Source organism: Haloarcula rubra, from assembly GCF_019599465.1.
Classification (GTDB): Archaea; Halobacteriota; Halobacteria; order Halobacteriales; family Haloarculaceae; genus Haloarcula; species Haloarcula rubra.
In genome coordinates this window covers 12,991-37,747 of record NZ_RKLR01000005.1, presented here as the reverse complement: position 1 = coordinate 37,747, position 24,757 = coordinate 12,991, and the positions used below count along the sequence as shown (strand labels likewise).

The following is a 24,757-nucleotide window of genomic DNA, read 5'->3' as shown; positions in this document are numbered from 1 at the left end:
GGGACTCGACGCCCGCGTTATTCTTTGAGGAACTCGGCCTTCGCGAACGGTTCGTCTTCACCCTCCACGTCGACGACGTCTAGTGCGGTCACCACGGCACCGACCCCAAGCAGGCCGGAGAGACTCGGTTCGGTGCGCCCCTCGTCGCTGGAGACGAGCTCCTTCACGTAGAGGCCGCCCTCGCCGTGGATGCGGACGTCGGCGTGGGTCTCGTCGACCAGTTCGCCGCTGGCGGCGTAGACGTCGCGGGTGCGTGTGAGGTCCGCGCGGCGGTGGGCCACGCGCTGTGGCGTCTCCTGTTCGACGGTCGTACCTTCGAGGTCGGCAAGCGCCGCCTGCAGGGCCTCGTCGGTGACCTGTTCCTCGAACTCGACGTCCATCCGGTAGGTCTTCGAGGCGTCGAGTTCCTTCACGCGCTCGACCATCTCGTGGGTCGCCAGTCGGAGCCCTTCGACCTCGACTTTCCCGTCGGCGAACTCGTTGACGTCCGCTTCGAGCGCGTCGGTGTCGACGTCGCGCGTGCGGGGTTCGTCCACCTCGATGACGAACGGGCGGCCGGACTCGAGCATCAGGGCGTCGACGTCCTCGCGGCCGGCGCCGTGGAACGTCGCGCCGTCGCCGTCCATGGTCTCCTTGACGACCGGTGCGGTCAGTTGCTCGACGCTCTCATCGTAGCGGTAGCCGGTACCGTCACAGCCGTCACAGGGCTGGCCCTGCCAGCGGCCGGTGCCGTTGCAGTCGTTGCAGGGCCACTTCGTCTGGGGGATGTCACGCTCCAGTTTGCGGTACCGGCCGTAGACGAACGCGGAGTTCACCCGCGCCTCGACCTCGTCCGTCGCGAGGTCGAGCGTGAACTGGACCTCCGGCCGGCCGAACTCGACTTCGGCGCCGGTCAGGTCGCCGATGCGCTTGCCGACCTCGCGGTTGAGCTCGGTCTTCAGCGCCTCGCCGGCGTCCTCGTCCAGGCCCACGTCCTCCCGGAGGAGGACGTCGTTCTCCTCTAAGAGCGGCGGGACCTTCGTCCCGACCTGATACGTCGCAAAGTCGTAGCCGCGGACGGCGGTGGCGGCCTGTTCGGCCCACCAGTCGACGCGGTCGGACTCCCCCTCACACACCCAGCAGTCCTCACTGGCCTCGAAGTCGTCGTCGGCTTCGAGCGCGAGGGTCACCCGCAGCGCGTGACCCCGCTCGGCGTTGGTCAGCCCGAAACTCCGGTCGGCGAACAGCCGGCCGAGGCAGGCGTCACAGAGTGGGCCAGTCGCCAGTGCGGCCCGTGCATCCTCCAGTACGGTCATTGTCGGTCCGACGCGGCCGGTCCGTAACTGCGTTTCGACCTCTTCGCCGCCGTCGCCCCCACCAACGGTGCCGTGACTCACGACCAGAAAGCCCCGGCGCGCTGAACTCGGGAGCCTCGTTGCGCGCTTCCGTCGCTCGCGTTACTCGCGCCGTCCAGTGCTTACTTCGTCTGCCATCGTTCAGCGCGCCGCCCCTTTCAGTCCCACCTCGGCGGTTGTCTTACCGGCAGCATCCTGCGGCGTCTCAGCGCTCGTCGCGGCCGCCGTCGGCGGTGTACTCCGTCGGCTCTCGGGCGAACAGCTCGCCCGGAACGTCGGTGACCGACACCGAGACGTCCCGCTGTGGGAACGGAATCTCGACGCCGGCCGACTGGAAGCGCTCGTAGACGGCCTTGTTCAGATTGTGGATGGCGCGCGCGTTGAGCGCGGGGTTCGACACCCAGCAGAGGAGTTCGAAGTTCAGCGCGGACCCGCCAAACTCGCGGAAGCGAACCCTGGGTTTCGGCCGGTCGAGGACCAGTCCCTCTGCCTCGGCCACCGCCATGAGTATCTCCTCGACGGCGTCGACGTCGGTGCCGTAGGCGACGCCGACAGGGACGCGGATGCGCCGTTTCTGTTTGGGCGTGGACTCGTTGACGATGGCGGCATTCGAGAGCTTCGAGTTGGGGACGGTGACGAGGATGTCGTCGCGGGTGCGGATGACCGTCGAGCGCACGGAGATGTCCTCGACGCGGCCGCGTTCGCCCGTCTCGAGGACGACGTAGTCGCCGACCTTGTAGGTCCCGTCCAGATACAGCGACAGCGACCCGAAGAAGTTCGCGAGGGTGTCACGCGCCGCGAGGCCGACGATGATGCCGATGAGGCCGGCCGACGCCAGCAGCGGCGTCGGGTCGATGTCCCAGAGGACCAGCAAAAGCAGAACGCTCGCGCCCGCGATTACCGCGCTCCAGACGTTCTGGAGAATGGGGACGACCTGTCGGTCGATGTAGCGGCTATCGGTGGCGACGCTGGAGGCTTTCCGTCCGACCCGCATCAGCGTCACCGCCCAGACGACGATGACGACCGAGAGCGTCCCGGCCTCCAGCGGCACGGCGAGGTCGGGCGAGACGTCGTACACCTGCGTCCCGACGTAGACGCCGGCGACGCTCAGCGTGACGTACAGCGCCGAGTGGACCCCGCGGAGGACGATGTCGTCGACCTCGCCGTCGATACGGGTGGTCACGCGCTTGAGATACCGGTCGCCGACGCCCCGGACGAGGAAGCCGAGGCCGAGGCCGGCGAGAATCAACACGGCGAACCCCTGCCACGCCGGAAGCGAGGCCAGCAGGTCGGTGACACCACCCAGTTGCATACCACCCGTTGGCTGGCCGACGTATATATACTGGTCACCCTACGCCCGAACGCGAGACCGAACCGCCTTTAATCACGGCTGACCGCTCCGTAACTGTGAATCCGATTCTCGTCGCCATCCTGCTGGGTCTGTTGCAGGGGATTCTGGAGTGGATTCCCGTCTCCAGCGAGGGGGGTGTCGCCCTCGCGTCGACGGTCCTCGCCGGGTTGGACCCCGGCGACGCCACTCGGCTGGCGCTGTTTCTGCACGCCGGCACGGCCGTCGCCGCCGTCGCGTACTACCGCGGCGAGGTCCGCGAGATTCTCGACTCGCTGACCCGTCTCTCCCGACGCCCCTTCGCCGACGAGACGGCGGACCTCTCCTTCCTCGTCCTCGCGACGCTGGCGACGGGTGTCACCGGCCTCCCGGCGTATCTCGCACTCGACGCAGCCGTCTCCGAACTCGAAGGCGGGCTGTTTCTGGCGCTCGTCGGCGGCTTGCTCGTCCTGACCGGCCTCGTCCAGCGGTTCGCGGCCGCGCTGTCGCTGGGCGAACGCAGCCGACCCGACTGGGCCGATGCCCTCCTCGTCGGCGCCCTGCAGGGACTCGCTATCCTCCCGGGCGTCTCGCGCTCCGGAACCACCGTGAGCGCCCTCCTGTTGCGCGGCCACGAGGGCGAGTCGTCGCTCCGCCTCTCCTTCCTGCTCTCGATTCCGGCCGCGCTGGCGGCCAACGCCCTCGTCCTCGTGGACACGGGCCTCCCGTCGATAGCGCCCGCGCAGGCCGTCGTCGCCCTCGCGGTCAGCGCCGTCGTCGGCTACCTCACCGTCGACGCCCTCGTCCGGCTGGTCCGGCAGGTCCCGTTCTGGGCGGTGTGTACGGTCTTTGGCGGCCTCGGCGTCGTCGGCGGCCTGCTGGTGGCGCTGTGAGTGCGGTGCTGGAAGTTATATAGGATTCGGCGACAACGCTCCAGTAACTGCGGCTATGAGTGGTGACGAACGAAAGGTTGTGGACACGTCCGGCGACTACCAGTACGTCGTCCGGGACGGCGACCCCGTCGCCGACCCGCAGTGGCGCTCCTGCCGACTCGTCGTCACCAACAAACGCCTCCTGCTGGCGACGAACGATGGGAACCAACCGATTCCCCACTCGAAGATTTCGCTGGTCGAGGACGAGTCGACGGTTCCGAACGGCGTACCGACCGACGCCACCGCCCTGCGAGTCGGCGGCAACGTCCTGCTGGTCGACGCGACGAACCTCGACGACTTCGCCTTCGAGTACTGCCGGGCGACGCTCCACGGCGCGGTCATCCTCGCCCGGAGTCCGGCCGTCGTCGGCGGCGTCATCCAGGACGACGCCGAGTGGTCGAAGGCCCGCTTCCGCCTCGACGACGAGGAGGTCCGGCTCCAGTTCCCCGGCGGCGGCTCGACCGTCTTCGACATCGAAGACGTCGGGACCATCGAGACCAGCGAGAGCACGGTGATGGGCGAGACACGCGCCGTCGTCGAAGTCGAACACACCGACGAATCGGACCGGAGCGTCGAGACGCATTTTTCGGGCATGCCCCACCACACGGACGCGCTCGAACGGTTGTTCTCGCAGGTCGTCGAGCGCCGCGAGGACGACTACGAACTCACCGAGATGGAGAGTCAGGTGCTGATGGCGCTGTACTCCGGCGTCTCCCCGTTCGAGATGGCCGACTTCGTCGGGACGACGCCCGACGACGTCGAGGAGATCTACCAGAAACTGCTCGACGTCGGCGCGGTGGACAAGGTGCGAACCCGGACGGAGGTCAGTCTGAACGCGCAGGGGCGGAACATGGCGAGCGAAGCGATGAGTGGAGAGTAGGGAGAGCCCGAGCGAAGCGAGGGGTCTCCGAGACGCGCAGCGGCGAACGCTGTGAGCCGCGAGCAGTAGTGAGTGGCCCGCGACGGCACCCCTCGCCCGCCGACGGCGGAACCACGAGCAGTAACGTGGTCCTACTGTTCGTTCGACGTTTCAACCATGGGTGTAGTTAACAAACCACGCGACGTAGATACACGTCCCGCCCGCACCGACGCGACGACGCGAGAGGCGACCGGTCGGCTCGGGCGCTCCGAGGGGAGGAACCAATGTCGCCACCCACCAGCATCGACGAGAGTCGGGGACGCAGCGAGAGGCGTGACGGCGGGCCACCGTCGACGCACCGACCGGTGAAGACAGGACACCGGGTTCGGAGGCACCGATGGCGTCACTGAACCTCCCCGGAATCGGGTCGGCAATCGAGCAACGCATCGCATCTGTCGACGGCGAGACGCTGACGCCGATAGTTCGGACGGTGCTCGACGACGGGACGGCGACGGTCGCGGAGTGGCATCGGACGCCACTCCACTGCGGTGCGGGCGGGGGATACTTCGGGACGGCGCTGTTTCGGTTCGAGGGCACAGCGGCGACTCGCTCGGGGCGCTCCGACTGGTCGGTCGTGCTCAAAGTTCTCGCCCACCGCCCCGGCGAGGCGCCGTCCGGTCATCCGTACTGGAAACGGGAGGCCGAAGCCTACCGCTCGGACCTGCTCGAGGACGTCGAGGGACCACTGGTCCCGGCCGAACTGTACGACGTCGACGAGTTCCCGGGCGAGGCCGTCTGGCTCTGGCTGGCGGACCTGACCGACGAGTACGACGACGACTGGCCGCTCGAACAGTACCGCCGGGCTGCCCGCCATCTCGGCCAGTTCAACGGGGGTTACATCGGGGAGACGGACCGAATCGAGGAGCCGTGGGTCGTCGAGCGGACCTTCGACTTCGGGACGACTGCGGGGGTCGTCGCGCTCGTCGACCAGGTGCCCGACGACCCCATCGTTCGGCGTCAGTTCCCGACCGCCGAGGACCGCGAACGGCTGCTCGCGGCGTGGCAGGCGCGGGAGCGGTTCGTCGACGCCCGCGAGACCGTCCCACGGACCTTCTGTCACTTCGATGCGTTCGGACGGAACCTGTTCGCTACGTCGACAGCCGACGGAACGCTCCGGACCGTGGCCATCGACTGGGACCAGTGCGGACTCGCGAGAGTCGGTGACGACGCCGGCGCGCTCGTCCTCCTGACGCTGATGTTCTTCGACTGGCCCATCGACAGGGCCGACGAACTGGAACGCGCGGTGCTGGACGGCTACCGCGAGGGATTGGCCGATGTGGGCTGGGACGGTCCGGCGGCCGTCGTCTCGCGGGGGTACCGCCTCCACGTCGTCAACCGGTGGCTGGAGTGGGTCGGCGCGCTCAGGGTCTACCTCGACGACGGACTCCACGACTGGGTCGCCGACCTGGTGGACAGGCCGTTCGAGGACGTCCTCGCCGGGAACCGCGAACTCCACCGCTACGTGTTCGACACCATCGACGAACTCGAACTGGGTGAGACGCCGTCGGTGTTGCCGGACGACGGCGCGCCTAACCGTTTAAAAAGAGGCTACTGACCTCGCTCTCGTCGCGAAAACTGCGGTCGGTCGCCCGCTACTCGTCGCCTTCGCGGACGGCCTCCAGCGACGCGAAGAAGCCGAAATACGCCACGACGCCGCCGAGCAGCGTGAGGTAGTAGAGCCACTGCGGGCCGCCCGGCAGGAGGTCGAAGACGAGGGTGACGACGGTCACCCACGCGATGGCGAACACGAGGTCGACGAACATCCCCGAGCGGTGCTCACAGACGTGCTCGCCGACGGTTTCGAGCAGACCTTTCCCCGAGGCCATGGCCATCGCTCACTCCTCCTCGTGTTCGTCGACCACGAGCACGGGCGTGTGTGTCGAGCGCAGGACCCGCTCGGTGACGCTCCCGAGCAGGGCCCGGCGGACGCCCGACCGGCCGTGACTGCCCATCACGACGAGGTCGATGTCCTTCGCGTCGGCGTAGCCGGCGATGACCTCGTGTGGCGCGCCGACCCGGACCTCCTCGTGGACCTCGATGCCGTGTTCTGCGGCGGCGTCGGCGACTTTCCCGGTGGCCGCGTCGGCCTTCTCCTCCAGTTCGGTCATCTCGCCGAAGTTGCCCTGCTTGATGCGGTCGACCTGCTCGGTGCCGAGGCCGAAGTTCACCGCGTCGATGTCGACGACGTACAGCGCGTGCAGTTGCGCGCCGTACTTCTCGGCGAGGTCGACGGCGTGGTCGACCGCTACGTTCGCCGTGTCGCTACCGTCCGTCGGGATGAGGATGTGTTCGTACATTGTTAGTCGTCAGCGGGCGTCTCGCCGCCGTCGCTGGCGACGATGTCCTCGGCGGTCTGTTGCTGGCCCATCGGTTCGGGGCTGTGACACTGCCGGACCATCCGCTTGGTCTCCATCGGCGGTTCCGGCGTCGCCAGCGAGACGGCGATGGTGACGATGAACACCAGCGGCGTCCCGACCAGCGCGGCCCCGATGGGCGGCACGTACTGTGCGTATATCGGGACGAGCGCCTGCCCGGAGCCACCGGCGATGTCCGCGAGCGCGCCGATATACGATGGGAGGACGCTGTTGATGATCGACGTTATCCACAGCAGGAGGCCGACGGACATCCCCGCCAGCGCCCCCTGTCGGTTGGTGTTCTCCCACCAGAGGCCGAGGAAGAACATCGGGAACAGCACGGTTCCCGCGAGCGAGAACGCGTACGCGACGAGCTCGCCGATGAGCGCCGGCGGGTTGAACGCCGTCACCGTGACGAGCGCGCCGACGACGATAATCGTCGCACGGCCGATGAGGATCTGCTCTCGCTGGGTCGCGTCGGGGTTGATGAGCTCCGAGTAGATGTCGTGGGCGACCGCCGACGAGGCCGTGATGAACAGGCCAGCGGTGGTCGCGATTGCGGCGGCCATCGCGCCGGCCGCGACGAGGCCGACGAACCAGCGCGGGAGGTTGGCGAACTGCGCGGCGAGGACGACGATGACGTCACCTTCCGCGCCGGTCATCGCCTGTTCGCCCGTGAAGACGGCCTCCGGCGAGATGTTGTTGACCTGCGCGAACAGGTCGACGCCGAAGGCGGCCATCGCGGGGGCGGCCCAGTACAGCAGGAGGATGAAGAAGAGCCCCCAGACCGTGGACCAGCGAGCGGTCCGTTCGCTCTTGACCGTGTAGAACCGCACGAGGACGTGCGGGAGACCACAGGTCCCGAAGATGAGCGAGAACGCCGTCGCGATCCAGATGTAGTACGAGGCGTTCCGGAAGGGTGCCGAGAACTCCCGGCTCAGGTCGTTGATGAGCAGCCCGTACTCTATCTGCGGGAGAATCGTCGAGTACCCCTGCGTGAAGCCGACGACGTAGACGCCGGCGAGGAACGCGACGATGAGGATGACGTACTGCACGGCCATGTTCTTCGTCGCGCCCAGCATGCCCGAGAGCGCGAGGTAGCCGACGGTGATGGTCATCATCACGATGATCATCGGGACGATGTCCAGCCCGAAGACGTACTGGCCGACCAGCCCCATGCCGCGGGCCTGTCCGACCGAGTAGACGTACGCGATGAGCAGCGTCGTAAAGGCCGCCAGCGCGCGCGCCGTCGGCGAGTTGAACCGGTCGGCGACGAAGTCCGGCGCGGTGTACTTCCCGAAGCGGCGCATCTGCGCCGCGAGGAAGATGAGCAGGACGAAGTAGCCGGTGGTCCAGCCGACGATGAACGCGAGGCCGTAGAAGCCGGCCAGCGCGACCAGTCCGGCCAGCCCGAGATACGATGCCGCCGACATCCAGTTGGCCCCGATGGCCATCCCGTTCTCGATGTTCCCGATGCCGCGGCCGGCGACCCACATCCCCTCGGTGTCGGCCACCTTGAACACGTAGCCGATGACGAGGAACGACGCCATCATCAGGAAGACGATGATGGCCGGCACGAGTTTGAACGAGATGTCGAGGGCCTCGGCCTGCAACGGAACCGTCACTGGTCGACACCTCCGTCGGTGGCCGTCGCCTCGCTAGTCTCGTCGGTTTCAGTCTCGTCGGGGCCGCCGGTACTGTGGTCGATACCGTACTTCTCGTCGAGTTTGTCCCGCTGGCGGGCGTACACCGCCGCGAGGATGAGCGCGCCGGTCGGCGCGCCGAAGGCGACGAGGAAGTAGTGCAGCGGGAAGCCGATGACCGGCATCGTCGCCGTCATCGCGCCGGGGGCGACGGCTGTCAACGTCACCGGCCCGAAGACGATGAGCGCCCAGACGATGAAACTCGTCCAGACGATCTTGAGGTGGTCCCGCATGAACGCCGTGCTGGGGCTCAGCAGGTTCACCTCCTTGTCGAGGTAGTTGGTGTTCTGGTGTGCCTGTGCGGCCTGCGTGGCGGTGCCGCCGTCTGTCTGCAGTGGCGACTCTCCGTCCGAGTCATGCGTCTCTGTGTCTGCCATGAATGTGACCGTGGTGTGTAGGTCGGGTGGTGGTTTGTTGGAAAGCGGTGCCGCTCAGTCGCTACTGACCTTCGACTGGATGTCGCTGACGACGTCTGGGTTACGGAGCGTGCTGGTGTCGCCCAGTTCCTCGCCGTTCGCGATGTCTTCGAGGAGTCGGCGCATGATCTTCCCGGACCGAGTCTTCGGGAGTTCAGGCGTGAATATGACCTGCTCGGGCCGGGCGATGGGGCCGATGGCGTCCTCGACGCCCTCGATGATCTGCTGCCGCAGTTCCTCGGTCTCCTCGTAGCCGTCCTCGGTGATGACGTAGGCGTAGACGGCCTCGCCCTTGATCTCGTGGTCACCGCCGACGACGGCGGCCTCGGCGACGCCCTCGACGCCGACGATGGCGCTCTCTATCTCCATCGTCCCGAGGCGATGGCCGGAGACGTTCAGCACGTCGTCGACCCGACCGAGGACGGTGATGTAGCCGTCCTGGTCGATCTTCGCGCCGTCTTCGGGGAAGTACACCCAGTCGGCCGGGTCGTCGCTGTCGACGTCGGAGTACTCCCGCCAGTACTCGTCGATGAACCGCTCGTCGTTCTTGTACAGCGTCCGGAGCATCCCGGGCCACGGCTTGTTGACGACGAGGTAGCCGGCCTGTCCGGCCTCGACGGGACTGCCGCTCACGTCGACGATGTCGGCGCTGATACCCGGTAGCGGCGGCCCGGCAGAGCCGGGTTTCATGTCGCCGACGCCCGGCAGCGTCGTCAGCATCATGCCGCCGGTCTCGGTCTGCCACCAGGTGTCGACCACCGGGGCGGACTCGTCGCCGATGTGCTTGTAGTACCACTTCCAGGCGCGCGGGTTGATGGGCTCGCCGACGGTGCCCAGCAGTCGCAGGCTGGAGAGGTCGTGGCTGTCGGGGTACTCCTCGCCCCACTTCATGAACGCCCGAATCGCGGTCGGCGCGGTGTACAGTTGGGTCGCCTCGTAGTCCTCGATGATCTCCCAGAGGCGGTCCTTGTCCGGGTAGTCCGGGGTGCCCTCGTACATCATCGTCGTCGTGCCCAGCGCCAGCGGGCCGTAGATGATGTAGGAGTGGCCGGTGATCCAGCCGATGTCGGCCGAGCAGAAGTAGGTGTCCTCGGGCTTGATGTCCAGTACGGACTGGGAGGTCCACGCGGCATAGGAGAGGTAGCCACCGGTGGTGTGTTTCACGCCCTTCGGCTCGCCGGTGGTGCCGGAGGTGTACATGAGGAACAGCATGTCCTCGGCGTCCCGGGAGACGGGGTCGACCGTCGCGCCCTCGTGGTCGGACTGCAGCGCCTCGAAGGCCACCTGGTTGTCCGCGTAGTCGTGGTCGAAGCCGTCGCCGTCACGGAGGCGCTCGGCGATAGCGACCGTCTGGACCTCGTGGTCAACGCCTGCCAGCCCCTCGTTGGCCTTCGAGAGGTGGTCGAGGGGGTCGCCGCGACGGTAGTACCCGTCACAGGTGATGAGGTACTCCGAGTCCGCGGCGTTCATCCGGGTCGCCAGTGCGTCTGCCGAGAACCCGGCGAACACCACGGAGTGGGGCGCGCCGATGCGGGCACAGGCCAGCATCGCGATGGGCAACTGCGGAATCATCGGCATGTACATCGTGACGACGTCGTCCTCCTCGACGCCCTGGTCGCGCAGCGCGGCCGCGAACTCGTTGACCTCGCGGTGGAGGTCCTCGTAGGTGTAGGTGATGTCCTCTTCGTCTGTCGGTTCGCCGACCCACTCGATGGCCGCTTCGTCGCCGCGCTCGCCGAGATGGCGGTCCAGACAGTTCGCCGAGGCGTTCAGCGACCCGCCGGTGAACCACTCGTAGAACGGCGGGTTCGAGTCGTCGAGTACCGTGTCGTAGGACTCCTCCCAGTCTAGCAGGTCGGCTGCCTGCTCCCAGCACTCCGGCCAGTTCTCCTCGAACTCCTCGTAGATACCGGGGTCCGAGACGTTCGCCTGGTCGACGAACGACTCCGGAGGCTCGAAGACCTCCTGCTCTTCGAGACGCGCCTCTAGTTGGACATCTTCATCTGACATGGTCTATCACTCACAACCATCGGGGCACTGATAAACGGGGGGTCTAACTGTCTGAATACTTGACTGACACTTACTCGTCGAGTGCCGTCGGCGGTTCGGTGGGTCTGTCGGCAAAAAACGCAGTCAGGACCTTCTGCTGGGCCTTTCTGAGGTGGTTGTGGAACGTCGGTGCCGAGACGTCCAGCGACTCGGCGAGCTCCTCGGCGGTGGTCCCGCGGGGCCACTCGAAGTAGCCGCTGTGGTAGGCGGCCGCCAGCACCGTCGACTGTCGCTCCGAGAGGCGGTCCGAGAGGCGTTCGCGAAAACCGGTATCCGTCTCGGCGGGCCGCTCGGCCTCTCGTTTGGCCGTCAGCGACGTCTCCGGGTAGGTGTCGACGACGCCGTCGACCACCTCCCGGAGGTCGCTGTCGCCGGGCAGTTCCACCTCGATAGCTGCGGTGCCGTTCTCGGCTTCGAGCGACCGGACGCGGGCGCCGTTCTCGACCAACTCGAGCGTCGGCGCGGCCGTCACGACGACTTCCAGCAAAGCACCGTCCCCGTAGTCCTCGATGAGGCGTGCGTCGGCGATGTCGTCGTCCTCGGCCGCGTACGACAGCGCCGGGCCGGCGGGCGCGCCGTCGACGACCAGATAGTACAGCAGCGAGCGACCGCCGACGGGGACGACGCCCGACAGTTCGAGCGAGCAGTCGAGCGCCCGGGTCAGCGCCACGGTGAACGCCTCGTCGTCGGTACACTCGAAGGCCAGCTCCGTGACCGTATCCGCCAACAGGAGGCGCTTGCGCTCGACGGCCGCCAGCGCCGCTCCGACTTGTGCGCCCAGCGCCGCCAGCAGGTCCTGTTCGGCGTCGACGACGTGGACGGTCGTGCCGATAGCGAGGACGCCAGCAGCGGCATCATCCCGGACGATGGGGACGAGCGCCATCGGTCCTTCGTCGCCCTCGACCACGCGCACCTCGTGGCTGTCCATCGCGGCCGTCGCGGCGTCGCGCTGGGTCTGCACGTGGTCGGCGACGCGACTCTCGTCGATACCGGCGGTCGCTTGCGGCGTCAGGCCGTCGCCGGTCCGTTCGCTCACCCACGCGAACCGGAACCCTTCGGTCGCAGCCAGTCGGTCGCACACGGTCTGCTCTATCTCCTCGCCGGTGGCTGCGACGGCCAGGGACTCGCCCACGTCGGCGGCGACACTGATGGTCCGTCGGAGACGCGCCGGCGTCGGGACGTCCTCGGCCCCCTCGATGGCTCGAACTACCGTCTCCCGGTTCGGGTCGTCGAGTAACGGTTCCAGTCTGGCGAGGCGGTCCCACCCGCCCAGCGCACAGACGACGTGTGGTGGCACGCCCTCCGAGAGCATCGTCGCCGCGAACCGCCAGCGCAGGTCCCGCGAGGAGACGCCTTCGAGGCGCGGTGTCGCCTCCGCGGCGCGGTCGGCCACCTCCGAGACGAGCATCTGGAGGCGGCGGGCCGACACCGAGAGGAGCGGTTCGTCAGCGTCTCTGTCGGCCGCGCTGGCGAACTTCCGCATGTCGTGTTCGACGCCGGCCGGCAGGTACGCCTCCCGGTCGACGCTGTCCGCGTCGCGCACGCGCAGGAAGAAGTGGTCCTCGGTGCTGGTCACGTCGGCCAGTCGGACGCGGGTCATCTCCGCCGGCCGCAGGCCCACCTCCGCGCCGAACCGCAAGACGAGGTCTTCTCGGTGAGTCTCGGCGGCGCGGCGCAACTGCTCGTACCCGCGCGCACCGAGGACGTCGGTCCGCTCTGCCATATCGTTTCGCGTCTTCGAAGACATGCGAAATAAGCATACGGGATAGTCAGCGCCCGAACCCGGTGCTTACGAATCAATCCCTGTCTGTATACGAAATGAAGAGCGGTATCGCTTCGGGATATTGTATCTCGGCGAAACGGAACTCACCGCTCGGGCGTCGCCGACTGCAACTCGCCGAGTATCTCGGGGTTGCGCAGCGCGCTGGTGTCGCCCAACTCCTCGCCGTTGGCCACGGCAGTCAGCAGGCGTCGCATCACCTTTCCCGACCGCGTCTTCGGGAGGTCGGGCGTGAACACCACCGTTTCGGGTGTGGCGACGCCACCGATGGCGTCTCTGACGGCCGATTCGATGCGTCCGCGCAAGTCCGTCTCGGTGTAGCCGTCCTCGGGCGAGACGTAGGCGTAGAGTGCCGTCCCGGCCGTCTCGTGGGACGCGCCGACGACGGCGGCCTCCGCGACGCCGGTGACGCCGGTGATGGCCGATTCGAGTTCCATCGTGCTGAAGCGCCGGCCGGCCACGTTGATGGCGTCGTCGACGCGCCCGAGGACGGTGACGTAGCCGTCGCCGTCGACCGATGCGCCGTCTTCCGGGTAGTAGCGCCACTCGTCGCCGAAGGTCGCCGCTTCGCCCCAGCCCTCGCCGGTTCGCAGGTCGCTGGGCATCCCCGGCCACGGGCGCGTGACGACGAGTTCGCCGGCCTCGTCTACCTCGACGCTCTCGCCCGCGGGGTCGACGACGTCCGTCTCGATACCGGGCAGCGGCTTGCCCGCCGCGCCGGGTTTCATCGCGTCGACGCCCGGCAGCGTCGAGACGAGGATGGCGCCCGTCTCGGTCTGCCACCACGTGTCGACCACAGGGCACTCGCCGCCGCCTATGTGCTCGCGATACCAGCGCCACGCCCGTTCGTCGATGGGTTCGCCGACGGTGCCCAGCAGTCGCAGGCTGGAGAGGTCGTGGCTGTCGGGGTACTCCTCGCCCCACTTCATGAACGTCCGCACGGCCGTGGGCGCGGTGTAGAACACGTCGACGGCGTACCGTTCGACGATCTCCCAGACGCGGTCCTTCTCGGGGTGGTCCGGCGTGCCGTTGTACAGCACCGCCGTCGTCCCCAGTGCGAGAGGCCCGTAGACGATGTAGGAGTGGCCCGTAATCCAGCCGATGTCGGCCGAACACCAGTAGGTGTCCTCGGGCTTGATGTCCAGCACGGACTCGGCGGTCCACGCGACGTGGGCGAGATACCCTCCGGTCGTGTGGTCGACGGCCTTCGGTTCGCCAGTGGTACCGGAGGTATAAATGCGGAAGAGAGTGTCGCTGGCGTCTCGCGGTACGGGGTCGACCGTCTCGCCGTCGTGGGCTGCCCGCAGCGTGTCGTAGTCGTAGTAGCCCTCGCCGAGATGGACGTCCCGGTTCAGGATGTCCAGCACGACGACGGAGACGTCCTGTTCGACGGCGATGCGGGCGTTGTCAGCCTTGTTCTTCTGGGCGACGGCGCTCCCCCGACGGTAGTAGCCGTCGCAGGTCACGAGCAGCTCCGAGCCGGTCCGCTCCATCCGCTCGGCCAGCGCGTCTGCCGAGAAGCCCGCGAACACGACGTTGTGGACGACGCCCAGACGCACGCAGGCCAGCATCACGATGGGGAGTTCGGGCACCATCGGGAGGTAGATGGTGACGACGTCGTCCTCTTCGATGCCCTGCTCGCGCAGTGCGGCCGCGACGGCGTTGACCTCACGGTGCAGTTCTCGATAGGTGTAGGTGCGTGACTCGTCGAGGTGGCCCTCCCAGATGAGCGCCAACTGGTTCTTCCGCTCGGGGAGGTGTCGGTCGATGCAGTTGTACGAGGCGTTTAGCCGACCGCCGGGGAACCACTCGAACGGCGGGTCGTCGCCGCCACGGAACACGTCGTCGTAGGGCTCGTCCCAGTCGAGTAGGTCTGCGGCCCGGTCCCAGCAGTCCGGCCACTCCTGCTCGAACGTCTCGTAGACGGCCGGGTCCGAGATGTTCGCCTGTTCGACGAACCACCTGGGTGGGTCGATGGTCGGCCGGTCGCCTATGGCGGTGTCGCGGCCGGAGCCGTCGCCCTCTGTCATTGGTCGATGGTTTGGTGGCGCCGTGATAAGCGTTGGCGCTAGTCACGAAGCGGTACACGTGGTCGTGCTACTCATGCAGCGAGTACTGTCTGGTTGGTGTGCTGCCCGCTATGTGTGGAGTCGTGCGCGTGCCCACGTCATCAACCGTAGAGAGGGCCATAGATATGAACTCGTTCTGATTACTACGGCGTGGTGATATGCGAGAACGGGCGCAGATAGCATTCACTGTCTCGTTTTCGTGTTAAACACCGCCTATCTCGGGTTTGTGTTGTGTTGACATAGATGGCTTTCAGAGACACAAAGCATTTACCATACCCACCAAAAGAATGGTCCGTACCCCTACCCATGGCGCCAGAAGTGAGTACACCGGTTCGGTCTACGCGCGGTCACGGTGACTGCGTTCCGACCACGTGGAAAACGGCTGACGCCGCCCGATAGCAACCAACAAACTATGACAGATACAAACGAAAAAATCCGTAGCCTGTTCCTGACAGCGCTGATGGTGTTCTCGGTGTTCGCGATGAGCACCGCGTTCGCCGGTGCCGCTGCAGCGGACGAGCCTACGGTTGACCAAGCAGTCCATTATGGGGCTGGGAATGCCGCAGCTAGCGTGCTGACAGATGTTAGCGAAGGCGACCCGGTCCTAGAAGTACAGTTCGATCAAGATGTCCAGGTTACTGGCTCTCCGGCCACCGTCACCATTGGTAAGACCGATGGTTCGGAGCAGGACGTTGACTTCGGCACCGAGGGACAAGACTATTACCTCAACGGTGACCAGCTCGTCATCGCCACCGATACAGAGGTCCAGCGTATCGAGAACGTGAGCTTCAGCGGAGTCTCTGACACGAGCGACCCGGCTGTCGCCATCGACTCCGAGGAGGACTTCGATGCGATCTACGCTCCGACCACTGTTGACCTCGCTGATGGTGACAGTAGCAACGAAGAGTTCCGTGGTGCCAACGTCGTCATCCAGGGACAGCCTGATACCGAGTTCGACATCGTATCTGAGCCGTCCGAAGACCACAGTGTCAGCCGGACGCGTGGGACTGGCGGCGACTTCGTCTACGTTCTGGGCACGGGCAACCTGGAACTCGGCGACTACAATATCCAGACCAGCGGCGACGCCAACTACGGTGACACGAACGCGACGCTCTCCGTCGAAGACCTCGGCTTCTCGGCGACTGCTGTTGAGAGCACGTTCGACGAGGACGAAGACGTCGAAGTGACGGTCGAAGCGAGCTCTATCGGCCGGGACGTCGACGCTGAACTCATCGACGCGAACGGGAACGTCGACGCCGACACCACGGCCACTATCGACTCCGATGGTGAAGCAACTATCAGCTTCTCGGACGTTGATCCGGACAACTACACGGTCGAAGTGACCGACGTTGGAACCGGTATCACGTCCACCACGGATGAGTTCGAAGTCGTCTCGGTTGGCGACGCCGAAGCCTCCTTCGGTGAGTCCGTCGTCTCCGAAGAGCGTGGTGACATCGCACGCATCCCAATCGAGCTCGAAAATACCGACGAAGCAACCGCAACGATCGGTAACCGTAACGACGACGGTTACCAGATGACTCTCGACGTTGAGGACGGTAACGGTGACGGTGAAGTTGTCGTCACGTTCAACACCTTCCTCGCGGCGAGCGGCAGCCCGAGCAGTGTCATTGACACCGTCAACGACGACGACGACGTCGAAATCGCTGGTGATGGTGAAACCGCTACGTTCAACGGACCACCAGCCGGTAACGATATCCTTGACGCGTCGTCCTACTCCATGAACGTTACTGCTGGTGCCGGATCGAGTGCCCTCTCGAACGGCGTCGTTGACGACAGTCAGGACGTCGCAACGCTGGACCTGCAGGAGCGTTCGACCGAGAACGCACAGGTCTGGACTGCCCCAGACGACACGTTCAGCGATATCAGCGATGCCGCTGACGACGACGACGTCGCGGCAGTCTACGAGCTCGCTGCTAACGACAACCTGACGCAGTCCGACACCGTCGCCTTTGACGACACGCTCGTCGTGCAGGTTGAGGCGTCGGGTCTCGAAGGAGCATTCGAATCTGAAGGGGGCGACGCTGAGGCCTATAAGTCCGTTTCGGGTACGGAGGACGGTATCTTCCAGCTCACGCTGGAGGAAGCCAACCCCGGTGCGAACAGTGCCGGAGATGACTTCAACATCAACGATATTACAACCGAGGATGTTGCAGTTATCTACGACGAAGCTAACGACACGCACTTCGTTGCCATTGACACCGACTCGGTCAACAGCGCCGATGGCGACCTCAGCGCTGTCAAGGACGGCGACGAGTACGTGGCTAACTTCACCGTGAGCGAGGAGTCTGATCTCTCCGAAGACACTGTCGCAGTGAACGACACGTTCACCTTCGAGGAGCCTGACTCGACGCTCAATGGTGACCAGGACATCACGGTCCAGGCCGCGAGCGGTCAGGAAATCCCCGGTACGACCAACGTCGCACCCGGGACGGAAGTCACGGTCAAGATTAGCAGCCAGTCTGATGCCAGTCCGTTCCTGAAGCAGCCGACTGCCTACGTTCAGGCGGACGGTAGCTTCACTGCGGTCGCTGACTTCAGCGAGAACAGCCCGGGCACGAACTTCACTGCCTCGACTGCTATCTCGGACGACGAGATTGACGGCACCATCGGTGCCGCTCCGTCCGCGTCCGTGAGCATCAGCGATCAGGAGTCCAACGGTGAGACGGTCGTCGTCGACAGCGCAACGCTGTCGCAGGGCGGCTTCATCGCCATCCACAACGGCTCCGCAACGGGCGACGTCATCGGTGCCTCCAGCTACCTCGAAGCTGGCAGCCACGAGGACGTCGAGGTCACCCTGGACACCACGCAGTCCGAGGACTTCACGGCGGTTGCGATGCCGCACCTCGACACTGACGGTGACCAGACCTACGACTTCCCGGACAACGACGGCCCGTACACGGCCAACGGCTCCGCCGTGACTGACTCTGCTGCCGTGACGATTGTCTCCGGCGAGGAGACCACCACGGAGCAGACGACCACGGAGCAGACGACCACGGAGCAGCCGACGACCGAGGAGACCACCGAAGAGGCCACGACGATGGAGACGACCACGGAGGAGACGACCACTGGTGACAGTGGCCCCGGCTTCACCGCGGTCCTCGCCCTCGTCGCCCTCGTCGCTGCTGCGCTCCTCGCAGTCCGACGCGACAACTAACGGGACCGTCCCGTCCTGACTCTCGACTTTTCTTTCGCGTGCTACTCAGATAGCGGCAGCGCCGCAGATAGCGTCTCTATTGTGGGCAAACTGGCGTGAACCGATGTACAGAGTGAAAACTAATCCTGTCGCTGTGGATACTCATCAATTAACAACCACTATGCGTTAGGTAGTCATATGCGATCGCGATTCAGAGTCGTTCCTCGTTATGCGTTTTTTTGATTGCAAGCTGGTTGTTTTCTGTAGTCGTCGGCCGACAGTGATAGCCGGAGGCGACGCGATAGTAGTCGAGCACTTGTCGAACATCACCCGTGATAGCAGTCGATCTGATATCGGATTCTGTAATTATCGACCCCTGTTGTTCATATAGTTCTTCCAGCGAGATTTCCGGTGGAACCCGTGCGCTCTCGGTTTCACTGGTGGTGTAGCGACGGTCGACCCGTGTCTCGTATCGGTCTCGATCGATGAGCCAGATGGTCCCATCTTCGCGTCCCTCGAAGACAACAGTTGAATATTTTCGAATTTTACGTCGTCCAGATGCGTCGAGGATGCGGTCGTACATGGGCCGTGGTAGGCTCGTTTGCAAGACATTCTTAGCAGAGAGATCCACCGCATCGATGAGATCATCATTGACATCCGCAAAGAGCTCCGCAGCTGCCTCCTCGTTACCCTCCAAATAGAGCACGTTGGTGAATTTCCCTGGGTTGTTTACCTGTGCGAGTCCGGTTGTTCCCCGAACATCGATTACACGGGTGTTCGCTCGCTCCTCATAGTTCAACTCCGAACGAGCAATACCAGTCTGTGGCCCATTCTGAAGTTTTTCATACGCCTTAGTCATTACTCTACGATATAATTGAGCGGGCTGGGATATTGTATTATCTGTTTGGAATCTGTCAGTGCCGTCATGCATCCGGCCTCTATACGTCCTTGCATACCCGCTCTAAAGGGACAAATTACGAATCATTGGTTCAATTGATCACGACAGAGTCCATTTTGATGTTCTCACTATCGACACTGGCGGCGGAAGGTATATTCACGACCCTTCACAACGACCGATAGAGACCGGTCACGGGGTATGAGCGACACAGAGAAGAAAATCGCCGACATGCAGGGCCAATACCTGCTCGCTGTCTCGCAGGGTCAGCGGCTCACCGACGCCGAGTGGCGAAACTGTCGCGTCGTCCTCACGACCGAGCGCATCGTCCTCATCGGCGACAGCAAGCGCCAGATCGCACTCGACGACATAGACCGCATCGCCGACCGCTTCGACGTGAACCAGCAGAGTGCTGGGGTCTCCGAGTACCTCGCGTTCCACGTCGGCGAAGACGTCATCCTGGTTGCGGCGTCGGACCATGAGGTGTTCCAGACGGACTTCTACCGGGCGAGCCTTGACGGCGCGGTCGTCCTCGCCCAACACCCCGCGCTGAAAGGCGGCGTCGTCCAGGACGCGTCGTGGACCAAAGGCCGACTGAAGGTGACCGACGAGGCCCTTCGGCTGGCACTGGCAGACGGGCAAGCTGTCGACATCGAACGGGCCGACATCGGCGATCTGACCGTCGAAGACAAACAGGTCTCCGGTGAGGAACGCACCGTCATCCAGGTCGAACACAGCGAGGGCGACATCAGCGTCGAGACGCATCTGGCCGGCGAGGAGTTCCACGCTACCGTCCTCCGGACGATGCTCGAAGACAGCGCCGAACAGAACCGTGCGGACCTGGATCTCTCCTCGACGGAGAAACGCGTCATCATGGCGCTTCATTCGGGCGTCTCCCCGTTCGATATCCCCAACTTCGTCGGTATCGACGTCGAGAAGACCGAGGCCATCTTCGACCGCCTCATCGAACTCGACGTCATCAGCGTCGTCCGCGAGCGGACCGAGGTGGCGCTGACGACGAAGGGACGGCGTGTCGCTGGCGACCGGATGGGGGAGCAATAGCGCGGGTCGGAGCGAGTGAGCAACTTGCTGACGGCAACTAGCGTCCACTGAGCCAGTAAGCAGTAGGCAGTGCCTGCGATGTGTGTACCCACTGCTCCTGTACGAATCGCGAAACCGGCAGTAGTCCCGCCATATTCAAATCCCCACTCCTGTTGATACGAGTATGGAAATCGACACGGCTGTCGTCCTCGCTGCCGGCGAGGGCACGCGGCTTCGCCCGCTCACGCGGAACCGGCCGAAGCCGATGCTGCCGGCCGGCAACCGGCCGATTCTGGCGCACGTTTTCGATGCGCTGGTCGAGGCTGGGGTCGAGCGACTCCTGACTGTCGTAGGCTACAAGCGTGACCGGGTACAGGACCACTTCGGACCGACGTATCGGGGTGTCCCAATCACCTACGTCACACAGCACAAGCAACTCGGGAGCGGCCACGCACTCCTGCAGGCCCAGTCAGCCGTCGATGGACCGACGCTCGTTTTGAATGGGGACCGGCTCATCGACGCCGGGACTGTCGAAGCAGTTGCGGACACCTTCTCGACGACGGGTGACCCTTCTCTTGCCGTCGTCGAGCGACAGGACACGCGCCGCTACGGCGCCGTCGAGGTACGTGACGGTGTCATCTCGGACCTCGTCGAGAAGCCACGAGAGGGTGATTATCGCCTCATCAACGGCGGCGTCTACGCGTTCTCGGCGGCCATCTTCGACGCCATCGAGGAGACCTCTCGAGAGGAGGGTGAGCTTGCACTCACGGATACGCTCGCGAACCTCATCGAGTCGAATCGCGTCCGTGGGGTGGAGGTCGACGGGATGTGGGTCGATGCGACCTACCCGTGGGACCTGCTGACCGTTGCACGTGAGGTGCTTGCTCGTGGGCGTGTCGTCGAAAGCGCCCGTCGTGAACAGGTGTGGATCGATGACTCCGCGCGCGTGCACAACGAAGCAGTGGTGCAAGGCCCTGTCGTCATCGGCCCGGACTGTGAGGTCGGCCCTGACGCGATTGTCGGACCGGACGTCGCACTCGGTGCGAACGTCACTGTCGGCGCGAACACTGTGGTCCAGCGAAGTGTGTTGGATGCTGATACCCGCGTCGACGCTGGATCGACGCTACTGCAGACCGTCACCGGGCAGGATGTCCACCTGGGTGCCAGTACAGTGGTGCCTGGCGGGCCAGCTGACGTGCAGGTCGGGACGCGTGTTTTCGAGGATCAACGGCTGGGTGCGGTCATCGCCGACCGGGCGCGTGCCCGTGGTGACGTGAGTTTCTCGCCGGGGTCGCTCGTCGGGCCGAACGTCACGCTCGATGCCGGCGTGACCGTCGATGGAAACGTCGACGAGGGTGTGGAGGTGACCCGCTGATGTGTGGGATCATCGGCTGTGTTGGGCGTGACGACGCAACGCTCGAGACGTTGGTGCATGGCCTCTCGAAGCTGGAGTATCGCGGCTACGACTCGGCCGGTGTCGCGATGGCCAACGGCGGCGTTGACGTCGTCAAGACCTCCGGCGAGATCGATGACCTGCGAGAGACGCTGGAGGGGTCGGCCCTGACCGGCGACGTCGGTATCGGTCACACGCGCTGGAGTACCCACGGGCCGCCGACCGACGCGAACGCCCATCCACATCAGGATTGTACTGGAGACGTTGCGGTCGTCCACAACGGCATCATCGAGAACTACCAGTCGCTGCGTGACGAACTCGTCGGCGCCGGCCATACGTTCACCTCCGATACCGACACCGAGGTCGTCCCACACCTCGTCGAGGACGCCCTCGAAGCGGGCGTCGACCCGGAACGGGCGGTTCGTGACGCTGTATCTCGGTTGGAGGGGAGTTACGCCGTCGCTGTCGTCATCGCCGGCGAGGAGACGGTGTATGCGGCGCGTAACGACTCGCCACTCGTGTTGGGCCTCGGTGAGGGTGAAACGTTCCTCGCGAGCGACGTGCCCGCCTTCCGTGACTTCACTGATCAGGTCGTCTATCTCGCCGACGGAGAGTTCGCCAAACTTGACGCCGAAGGCTGGACGGTCACGACGCTCGACGGGGAGCCCGTCGAGAAGGATGTGGATACGATCGAGTGGGACCCGGAGGAGACGGGCAAGAGTGGGTACGACCACTACATGCTCAAAGAGATTCACGAACAGCCACGGGCGTTGCGCCAGTGTCTCCGCGGCCGTGTCGACGAGATGGCCGGCACGGTCGATATCGAGGACCTCGGTGACCTCTCCCCGACCGGTGTGCAGTTCGTCGCCTGCGGGACGTCGTATCACGCCGCGCTCTATGGAGCGCAGTTGTTCCGTGAGGCCGGCATCCCCGCACAGGCGTTCCTGGCGAGTGAATACGCCACGTCAGTGCCGCCAATCGGCGATGCGTTGGTCGTGGGCGTGACCCAGAGCGGTGAGACGGCCGATACCCTCTCTGCGCTCCGGGCGGCCCGCAAGCGCGGCGCACGGACGATGACGGTCACGAACGTCGTCGGGTCGACAGCTGCCCGAGAATGTGACCACGCCTTCTACATCCGGGCCGGCCCCGAGATCGGGGTGGCTGCGAGCAAGACGTTCTCCTCTCAGCAGGTGGCGCTGAACCTGCTTGCACTGGGGATGACGAACACCGGTGACGTTCGCGAGATCATTACGGCGTTGCGGGAACTTCCGGGTAACGTTCAGCGGGTGTTGGACGAGTCCGTTGCGGAGGACGTGGCCGAAGTGTACGAAGATGCGGGTGCGTACTTCTTCATCGGCCGGGGCTACCAGTACCCGGTCGCGCTTGAGGGAGCGCTGAAGATGAAGGAGATTACCTACAAGCACGCCGAGGGCTTCGCGTCGGGTGAGTTGAAACACGGCCCGCTGGCGCTCGTGACCGAGAACACGCCCGTGTTTGCGGTGGTGACCGGCGACGGCGAACAGGCTCGGAAGACCGTCGGGAACGTCAAGGAGGTCGAAGCGCGGGACGCACCTGTGGTGGCGATTTCCGACGGGCAGTCCGACGTGGATCGGTACGCCGATCACGTGTTGGAGCTACCGGAGACGCATCCGCGGGCTGCGGCAGTGTTGGCGAACACGCATCTCCAGCTGGTGTCGTATCACGTCGCGAATCTGCTCGGGCGGAACATCGACAAGCCGCGGAATCTGGCCAAGAGTGTGACTGTGGAGTAGGTGACGCCGAAGCCCGGCATTCTCTCGAACGTCTGTGCGGATGTGTTCGTTTCCGGATGGTTGGCTACGTTAGTATCCGTGGCTCATCCGGCCACTGCGATTGACGTATCCGAATACCACTGCTATGCCAGAATAGGAGGTACTGATCAAACCCGTCAGGGAGGCAGAGATTCAGCCATCTATATTAATAGCCATCTATGAGTGAGGTATATGCCGACGGTTTTACTAACAGTTGACTCTCTTCGTGCAGATCATCTCAAACAATATGGCTACGAACGTGACACGATGCCGGTCCTTGATCGGCTGACTGCGGAAGGGACCACGTTTGAAAACGCGTTTTCGAATGGCCCATACACACGCATCTCGATCCCTTCTTTCCATACGTCACGGTATCTCTCGTACGGTGATCTCGGTGCATTCCCCACCATCGCCTCCGTTTTGAGCTCTGCGGGCGTCCAGACGACCGCCATCGGTACCCAGACTGGAATCGATATGGTTCAGGGTGAGTTCCGATTCGACGAGATGGTGGATCTGGGTCGAGATGATTTCGAAGACGGGGCTGAACGGTCTACAGCTCAGAAGGCGCTGCTGCAGCTCGATAGCGTTGCTGCGGATGTTAGTGACTGGTTACAGCACCATCGCCTCACCAAGGTGTATGATTTCCTGCAGCGACCGTACAATGCAATGTTTGGCGACGCCGATACCGTTCGGCTTCGAGGCTATAACAGTGCTGAAGAGGTCACTGATAGAGCGATTTCCTGGATTCAGGACAACGAGCACGAGGAGTTCTTTCTCTGGCTTCACTATATGGAGGCCCACCGACCGTATGGGATTCACGACACGGACCCGGCCTACTGTGACGAACCGGCAGATGACGAAGAAATCCGTCGCTTGATGAAGACAGCCGGACAAACGCCTGAAGCAATCTCTGAGGCTGAGACATCACGAATGATCGACCGCTACGATTCGGATCTCAGATACTGTTCCCGACACATCTCGAGGCTCTTCGATAGTTTTGAGCAGGCGGATATCTGGGATGATTTGAACATCCTCTTCTCGAGTGATCACGGTGAAGAGTTCGGCGAACACGGTCTGTTCTTCCACCGAAATTTCCCCTACGATGAATTGACCCACGTTCCGCTCATTCTGAAGCCAGCCAGGACCCCTCCCACTGATACTATTGTGGAACAGCGTGAATTGCTGGATCTCGTCCCGACGATTTGCTCGTTCCACGACGTGGATACAGACGACTATTCGTTCCTCGGGACGCCTCTGTACGAGGGTGATGGGCGAGACGTTATCTCCTTAGGGCAGCCCGGGATGGATGTTCCAGCGGTCACGATCAGAACGGGTGACTGGAAGTATATCCACACTGAGTCTGACAAACAGCTCTATGATCTGACCTCTGATCCTGGAGAGCAAACGAACGTCATTGACTCCAATCAACGCGTGGCTGCCCGTCTCCAGCGGAAGATTCCTCAGCGCCTCTTCGGTCGGGATACCAAAACGCCCCGTCCGCCGAAGGATCAGCCCGACAAAGAGCAGCTGGAGGCACTCGGCTATCTGGAACTCCGTGAAGACGAGTAGGTGAGTAGTGTACCCAGAGTCGTTACTGTTCG

At 64.3% G+C, this 24,757-nt stretch carries 18 protein-coding genes; 8 read left to right on the top strand and 10 right to left on the bottom strand.

All coding sequences use genetic code 11. The features are described from left to right. Positions 1-17 precede the first annotated feature (17 nt). Both EGH21_RS13510 and EGH21_RS13505 read right to left on the bottom strand, forming a co-directional pair. Complete coding sequence (locus tag EGH21_RS13510; protein ID WP_220619012.1) at positions 18-1,295, bottom strand: tRNA pseudouridine(54/55) synthase Pus10; 1,278 nt, start codon at positions 1,293-1,295, stop codon at positions 18-20. 244 nt (positions 1,296-1,539) lie between these two features. Then, on the bottom strand, positions 1,540-2,646 hold the full coding sequence (locus EGH21_RS13505; protein ID WP_220619011.1) for a mechanosensitive ion channel family protein: 1,107 nt from the start codon (positions 2,644-2,646) through the stop codon (positions 1,540-1,542). 95 nt (positions 2,647-2,741) lie between these two features. Here EGH21_RS13505 and EGH21_RS13500 point away from each other — a divergent pair, with 95 nt between their 5' ends. The 3 genes from EGH21_RS13500 to EGH21_RS13490 all read left to right on the top strand — a co-directional run bounded on the left by EGH21_RS13500 (position 2,742) and on the right by EGH21_RS13490 (position 6,067). Then, positions 2,742-3,554, top strand: a complete 813-nt coding sequence (locus EGH21_RS13500; RefSeq protein ID WP_220619010.1) for an undecaprenyl-diphosphate phosphatase — start codon at positions 2,742-2,744, stop codon at positions 3,552-3,554. A gap of 55 nt (positions 3,555-3,609) precedes the next feature. Further along, entirely contained in the window at positions 3,610-4,473 is an 864-nt protein-coding gene (locus EGH21_RS13495; protein WP_220619009.1) for a CheF family chemotaxis protein, read from the top strand. A 376-nt stretch (positions 4,474-4,849) separates the two neighbouring features. Then, positions 4,850-6,067, top strand: coding sequence for a hypothetical protein (locus EGH21_RS13490; protein WP_220619008.1), 1,218 nt, complete (start codon positions 4,850-4,852; stop codon positions 6,065-6,067). Positions 6,068-6,104: 37 nt separating this feature from the next. On the opposite strand, the gene EGH21_RS13485 is transcribed toward EGH21_RS13490, so the two are convergent. The 7 genes from EGH21_RS13485 to acs (EGH21_RS13455) all read right to left on the bottom strand — a co-directional run bounded on the left by EGH21_RS13485 (position 6,105) and on the right by acs (EGH21_RS13455) (position 14,844). Next, complete coding sequence (locus EGH21_RS13485) at positions 6,105-6,344, bottom strand: DUF8119 family protein (RefSeq protein ID WP_236035550.1); 240 nt, start codon at positions 6,342-6,344, stop codon at positions 6,105-6,107. 3 nt (positions 6,345-6,347) lie between these two features. Further along, complete coding sequence (locus EGH21_RS13480; RefSeq protein ID WP_220619007.1) at positions 6,348-6,809, bottom strand: universal stress protein; 462 nt, start codon at positions 6,807-6,809, stop codon at positions 6,348-6,350. A 2-nt stretch (positions 6,810-6,811) separates the two neighbouring features. Continuing rightward, entirely contained in the window at positions 6,812-8,491 is a 1,680-nt protein-coding gene (locus tag EGH21_RS13475; RefSeq protein ID WP_220619006.1) for a sodium:solute symporter family transporter, read from the bottom strand. Then, entirely contained in the window at positions 8,488-8,946 is a 459-nt protein-coding gene (locus EGH21_RS13470) for a DUF4212 domain-containing protein (RefSeq protein WP_220619005.1), read from the bottom strand. Before EGH21_RS13470 ends, EGH21_RS13475 begins: the two co-directional genes overlap by 4 nt. 54 nt (positions 8,947-9,000) lie before the next feature. Beyond that, the gene (acs, locus tag EGH21_RS13465; RefSeq protein ID WP_220619004.1) at positions 9,001-10,995 is read right to left on the bottom strand and encodes an acetate--CoA ligase; all 1,995 of its coding nucleotides are present in this window, start codon (positions 10,993-10,995) and stop codon (positions 9,001-9,003) included. Positions 10,996-11,065: 70 nt separating this feature from the next. Beyond that, a complete protein-coding gene (locus EGH21_RS13460; protein WP_220619003.1) occupies positions 11,066-12,757 on the bottom strand; it encodes a bacterio-opsin activator domain-containing protein in 1,692 nt (563 codons plus the stop codon). 143 nt (positions 12,758-12,900) lie between these two features. Further along, a complete protein-coding gene (gene acs / locus EGH21_RS13455) occupies positions 12,901-14,844 on the bottom strand; it encodes an acetate--CoA ligase (protein WP_220619002.1) in 1,944 nt (647 codons plus the stop codon). Between the two features lie 451 nt (positions 14,845-15,295). Here acs (EGH21_RS13455) and EGH21_RS13450 point away from each other — a divergent pair, with 451 nt between their 5' ends. Beyond that, complete coding sequence (locus tag EGH21_RS13450; RefSeq protein WP_220619228.1) at positions 15,296-18,058, top strand: DUF7282 domain-containing protein; 2,763 nt, start codon at positions 15,296-15,298, stop codon at positions 18,056-18,058. Between the two features lie 190 nt (positions 18,059-18,248). On the opposite strand, the gene EGH21_RS13445 is transcribed toward EGH21_RS13450, so the two are convergent. Then, positions 18,249-18,896: a hypothetical protein gene (locus EGH21_RS13445; RefSeq protein ID WP_220619001.1), complete on the bottom strand. Its 648-nt coding sequence runs from the start codon at positions 18,894-18,896 to the stop codon at positions 18,249-18,251. 237 nt (positions 18,897-19,133) lie between these two features. Between EGH21_RS13445 and EGH21_RS13440 the strand changes: the two genes are divergently transcribed. The 4 genes from EGH21_RS13440 (at position 19,134) to EGH21_RS13425 (ending at position 24,725) form a co-directional block, all read left to right on the top strand. Continuing rightward, the gene (locus tag EGH21_RS13440) at positions 19,134-19,994 is read left to right on the top strand and encodes a CheF family chemotaxis protein (protein ID WP_220619000.1); all 861 of its coding nucleotides are present in this window, start codon (positions 19,134-19,136) and stop codon (positions 19,992-19,994) included. A gap of 163 nt (positions 19,995-20,157) precedes the next feature. Next, positions 20,158-21,348, top strand: a complete 1,191-nt coding sequence (glmU, locus tag EGH21_RS13435) for a bifunctional sugar-1-phosphate nucleotidylyltransferase/acetyltransferase (protein WP_220618999.1) — start codon at positions 20,158-20,160, stop codon at positions 21,346-21,348. After that, positions 21,348-23,138, top strand: a complete 1,791-nt coding sequence (gene glmS, locus EGH21_RS13430) for a glutamine--fructose-6-phosphate transaminase (isomerizing) (protein WP_220618998.1) — start codon at positions 21,348-21,350, stop codon at positions 23,136-23,138. Before glmU ends, glmS begins: the two co-directional genes overlap by 1 nt. A 210-nt stretch (positions 23,139-23,348) precedes the next feature. Further along, a complete protein-coding gene (locus EGH21_RS13425; protein WP_220618997.1) occupies positions 23,349-24,725 on the top strand; it encodes a sulfatase family protein in 1,377 nt (458 codons plus the stop codon). The last annotated feature ends 32 nt before the right edge of the window (positions 24,726-24,757 follow it).

What these genes read in the sequence shown, in the direction of transcription:
- acs (WP_220619004.1), bottom strand. Translation starts at nt 10,995, where the DNA reads ATGTCAGATGAAGATGTCCAACTAGAGGCGCGTCTCGAAGAGCAGGAG.
- EGH21_RS13485 (WP_236035550.1), bottom strand. Translation starts at nt 6,344, where the DNA reads ATGGCCATGGCCTCGGGGAAAGGTCTGCTCGAAACCGTCGGCGAGCAC.
- EGH21_RS13510 (WP_220619012.1), bottom strand. Translation starts at nt 1,295, where the DNA reads ATGACCGTACTGGAGGATGCACGGGCCGCACTGGCGACTGGCCCACTC.
- EGH21_RS13445 (WP_220619001.1), bottom strand. Translation starts at nt 18,896, where the DNA reads ATGACTAAGGCGTATGAAAAACTTCAGAATGGGCCACAGACTGGTATT.
- EGH21_RS13440 (WP_220619000.1), top strand. Translation starts at nt 19,134, where the DNA reads ATGAGCGACACAGAGAAGAAAATCGCCGACATGCAGGGCCAATACCTG.
- EGH21_RS13480 (WP_220619007.1), bottom strand. Translation starts at nt 6,809, where the DNA reads ATGTACGAACACATCCTCATCCCGACGGACGGTAGCGACACGGCGAAC.
- glmS (WP_220618998.1), top strand. Translation starts at nt 21,348, where the DNA reads ATGTGTGGGATCATCGGCTGTGTTGGGCGTGACGACGCAACGCTCGAG.
- glmU (WP_220618999.1), top strand. Translation starts at nt 20,158, where the DNA reads ATGGAAATCGACACGGCTGTCGTCCTCGCTGCCGGCGAGGGCACGCGG.
- EGH21_RS13460 (WP_220619003.1), bottom strand. Translation starts at nt 12,757, where the DNA reads ATGGCAGAGCGGACCGACGTCCTCGGTGCGCGCGGGTACGAGCAGTTG.
- acs (WP_220619002.1), bottom strand. Translation starts at nt 14,844, where the DNA reads ATGACAGAGGGCGACGGCTCCGGCCGCGACACCGCCATAGGCGACCGG.
- EGH21_RS13470 (WP_220619005.1), bottom strand. Translation starts at nt 8,946, where the DNA reads ATGGCAGACACAGAGACGCATGACTCGGACGGAGAGTCGCCACTGCAG.
- EGH21_RS13490 (WP_220619008.1), top strand. Translation starts at nt 4,850, where the DNA reads ATGGCGTCACTGAACCTCCCCGGAATCGGGTCGGCAATCGAGCAACGC.
- EGH21_RS13495 (WP_220619009.1), top strand. Translation starts at nt 3,610, where the DNA reads ATGAGTGGTGACGAACGAAAGGTTGTGGACACGTCCGGCGACTACCAG.
- EGH21_RS13425 (WP_220618997.1), top strand. Translation starts at nt 23,349, where the DNA reads ATGCCGACGGTTTTACTAACAGTTGACTCTCTTCGTGCAGATCATCTC.
- EGH21_RS13505 (WP_220619011.1), bottom strand. Translation starts at nt 2,646, where the DNA reads ATGCAACTGGGTGGTGTCACCGACCTGCTGGCCTCGCTTCCGGCGTGG.
- EGH21_RS13450 (WP_220619228.1), top strand. Translation starts at nt 15,296, where the DNA reads ATGACAGATACAAACGAAAAAATCCGTAGCCTGTTCCTGACAGCGCTG.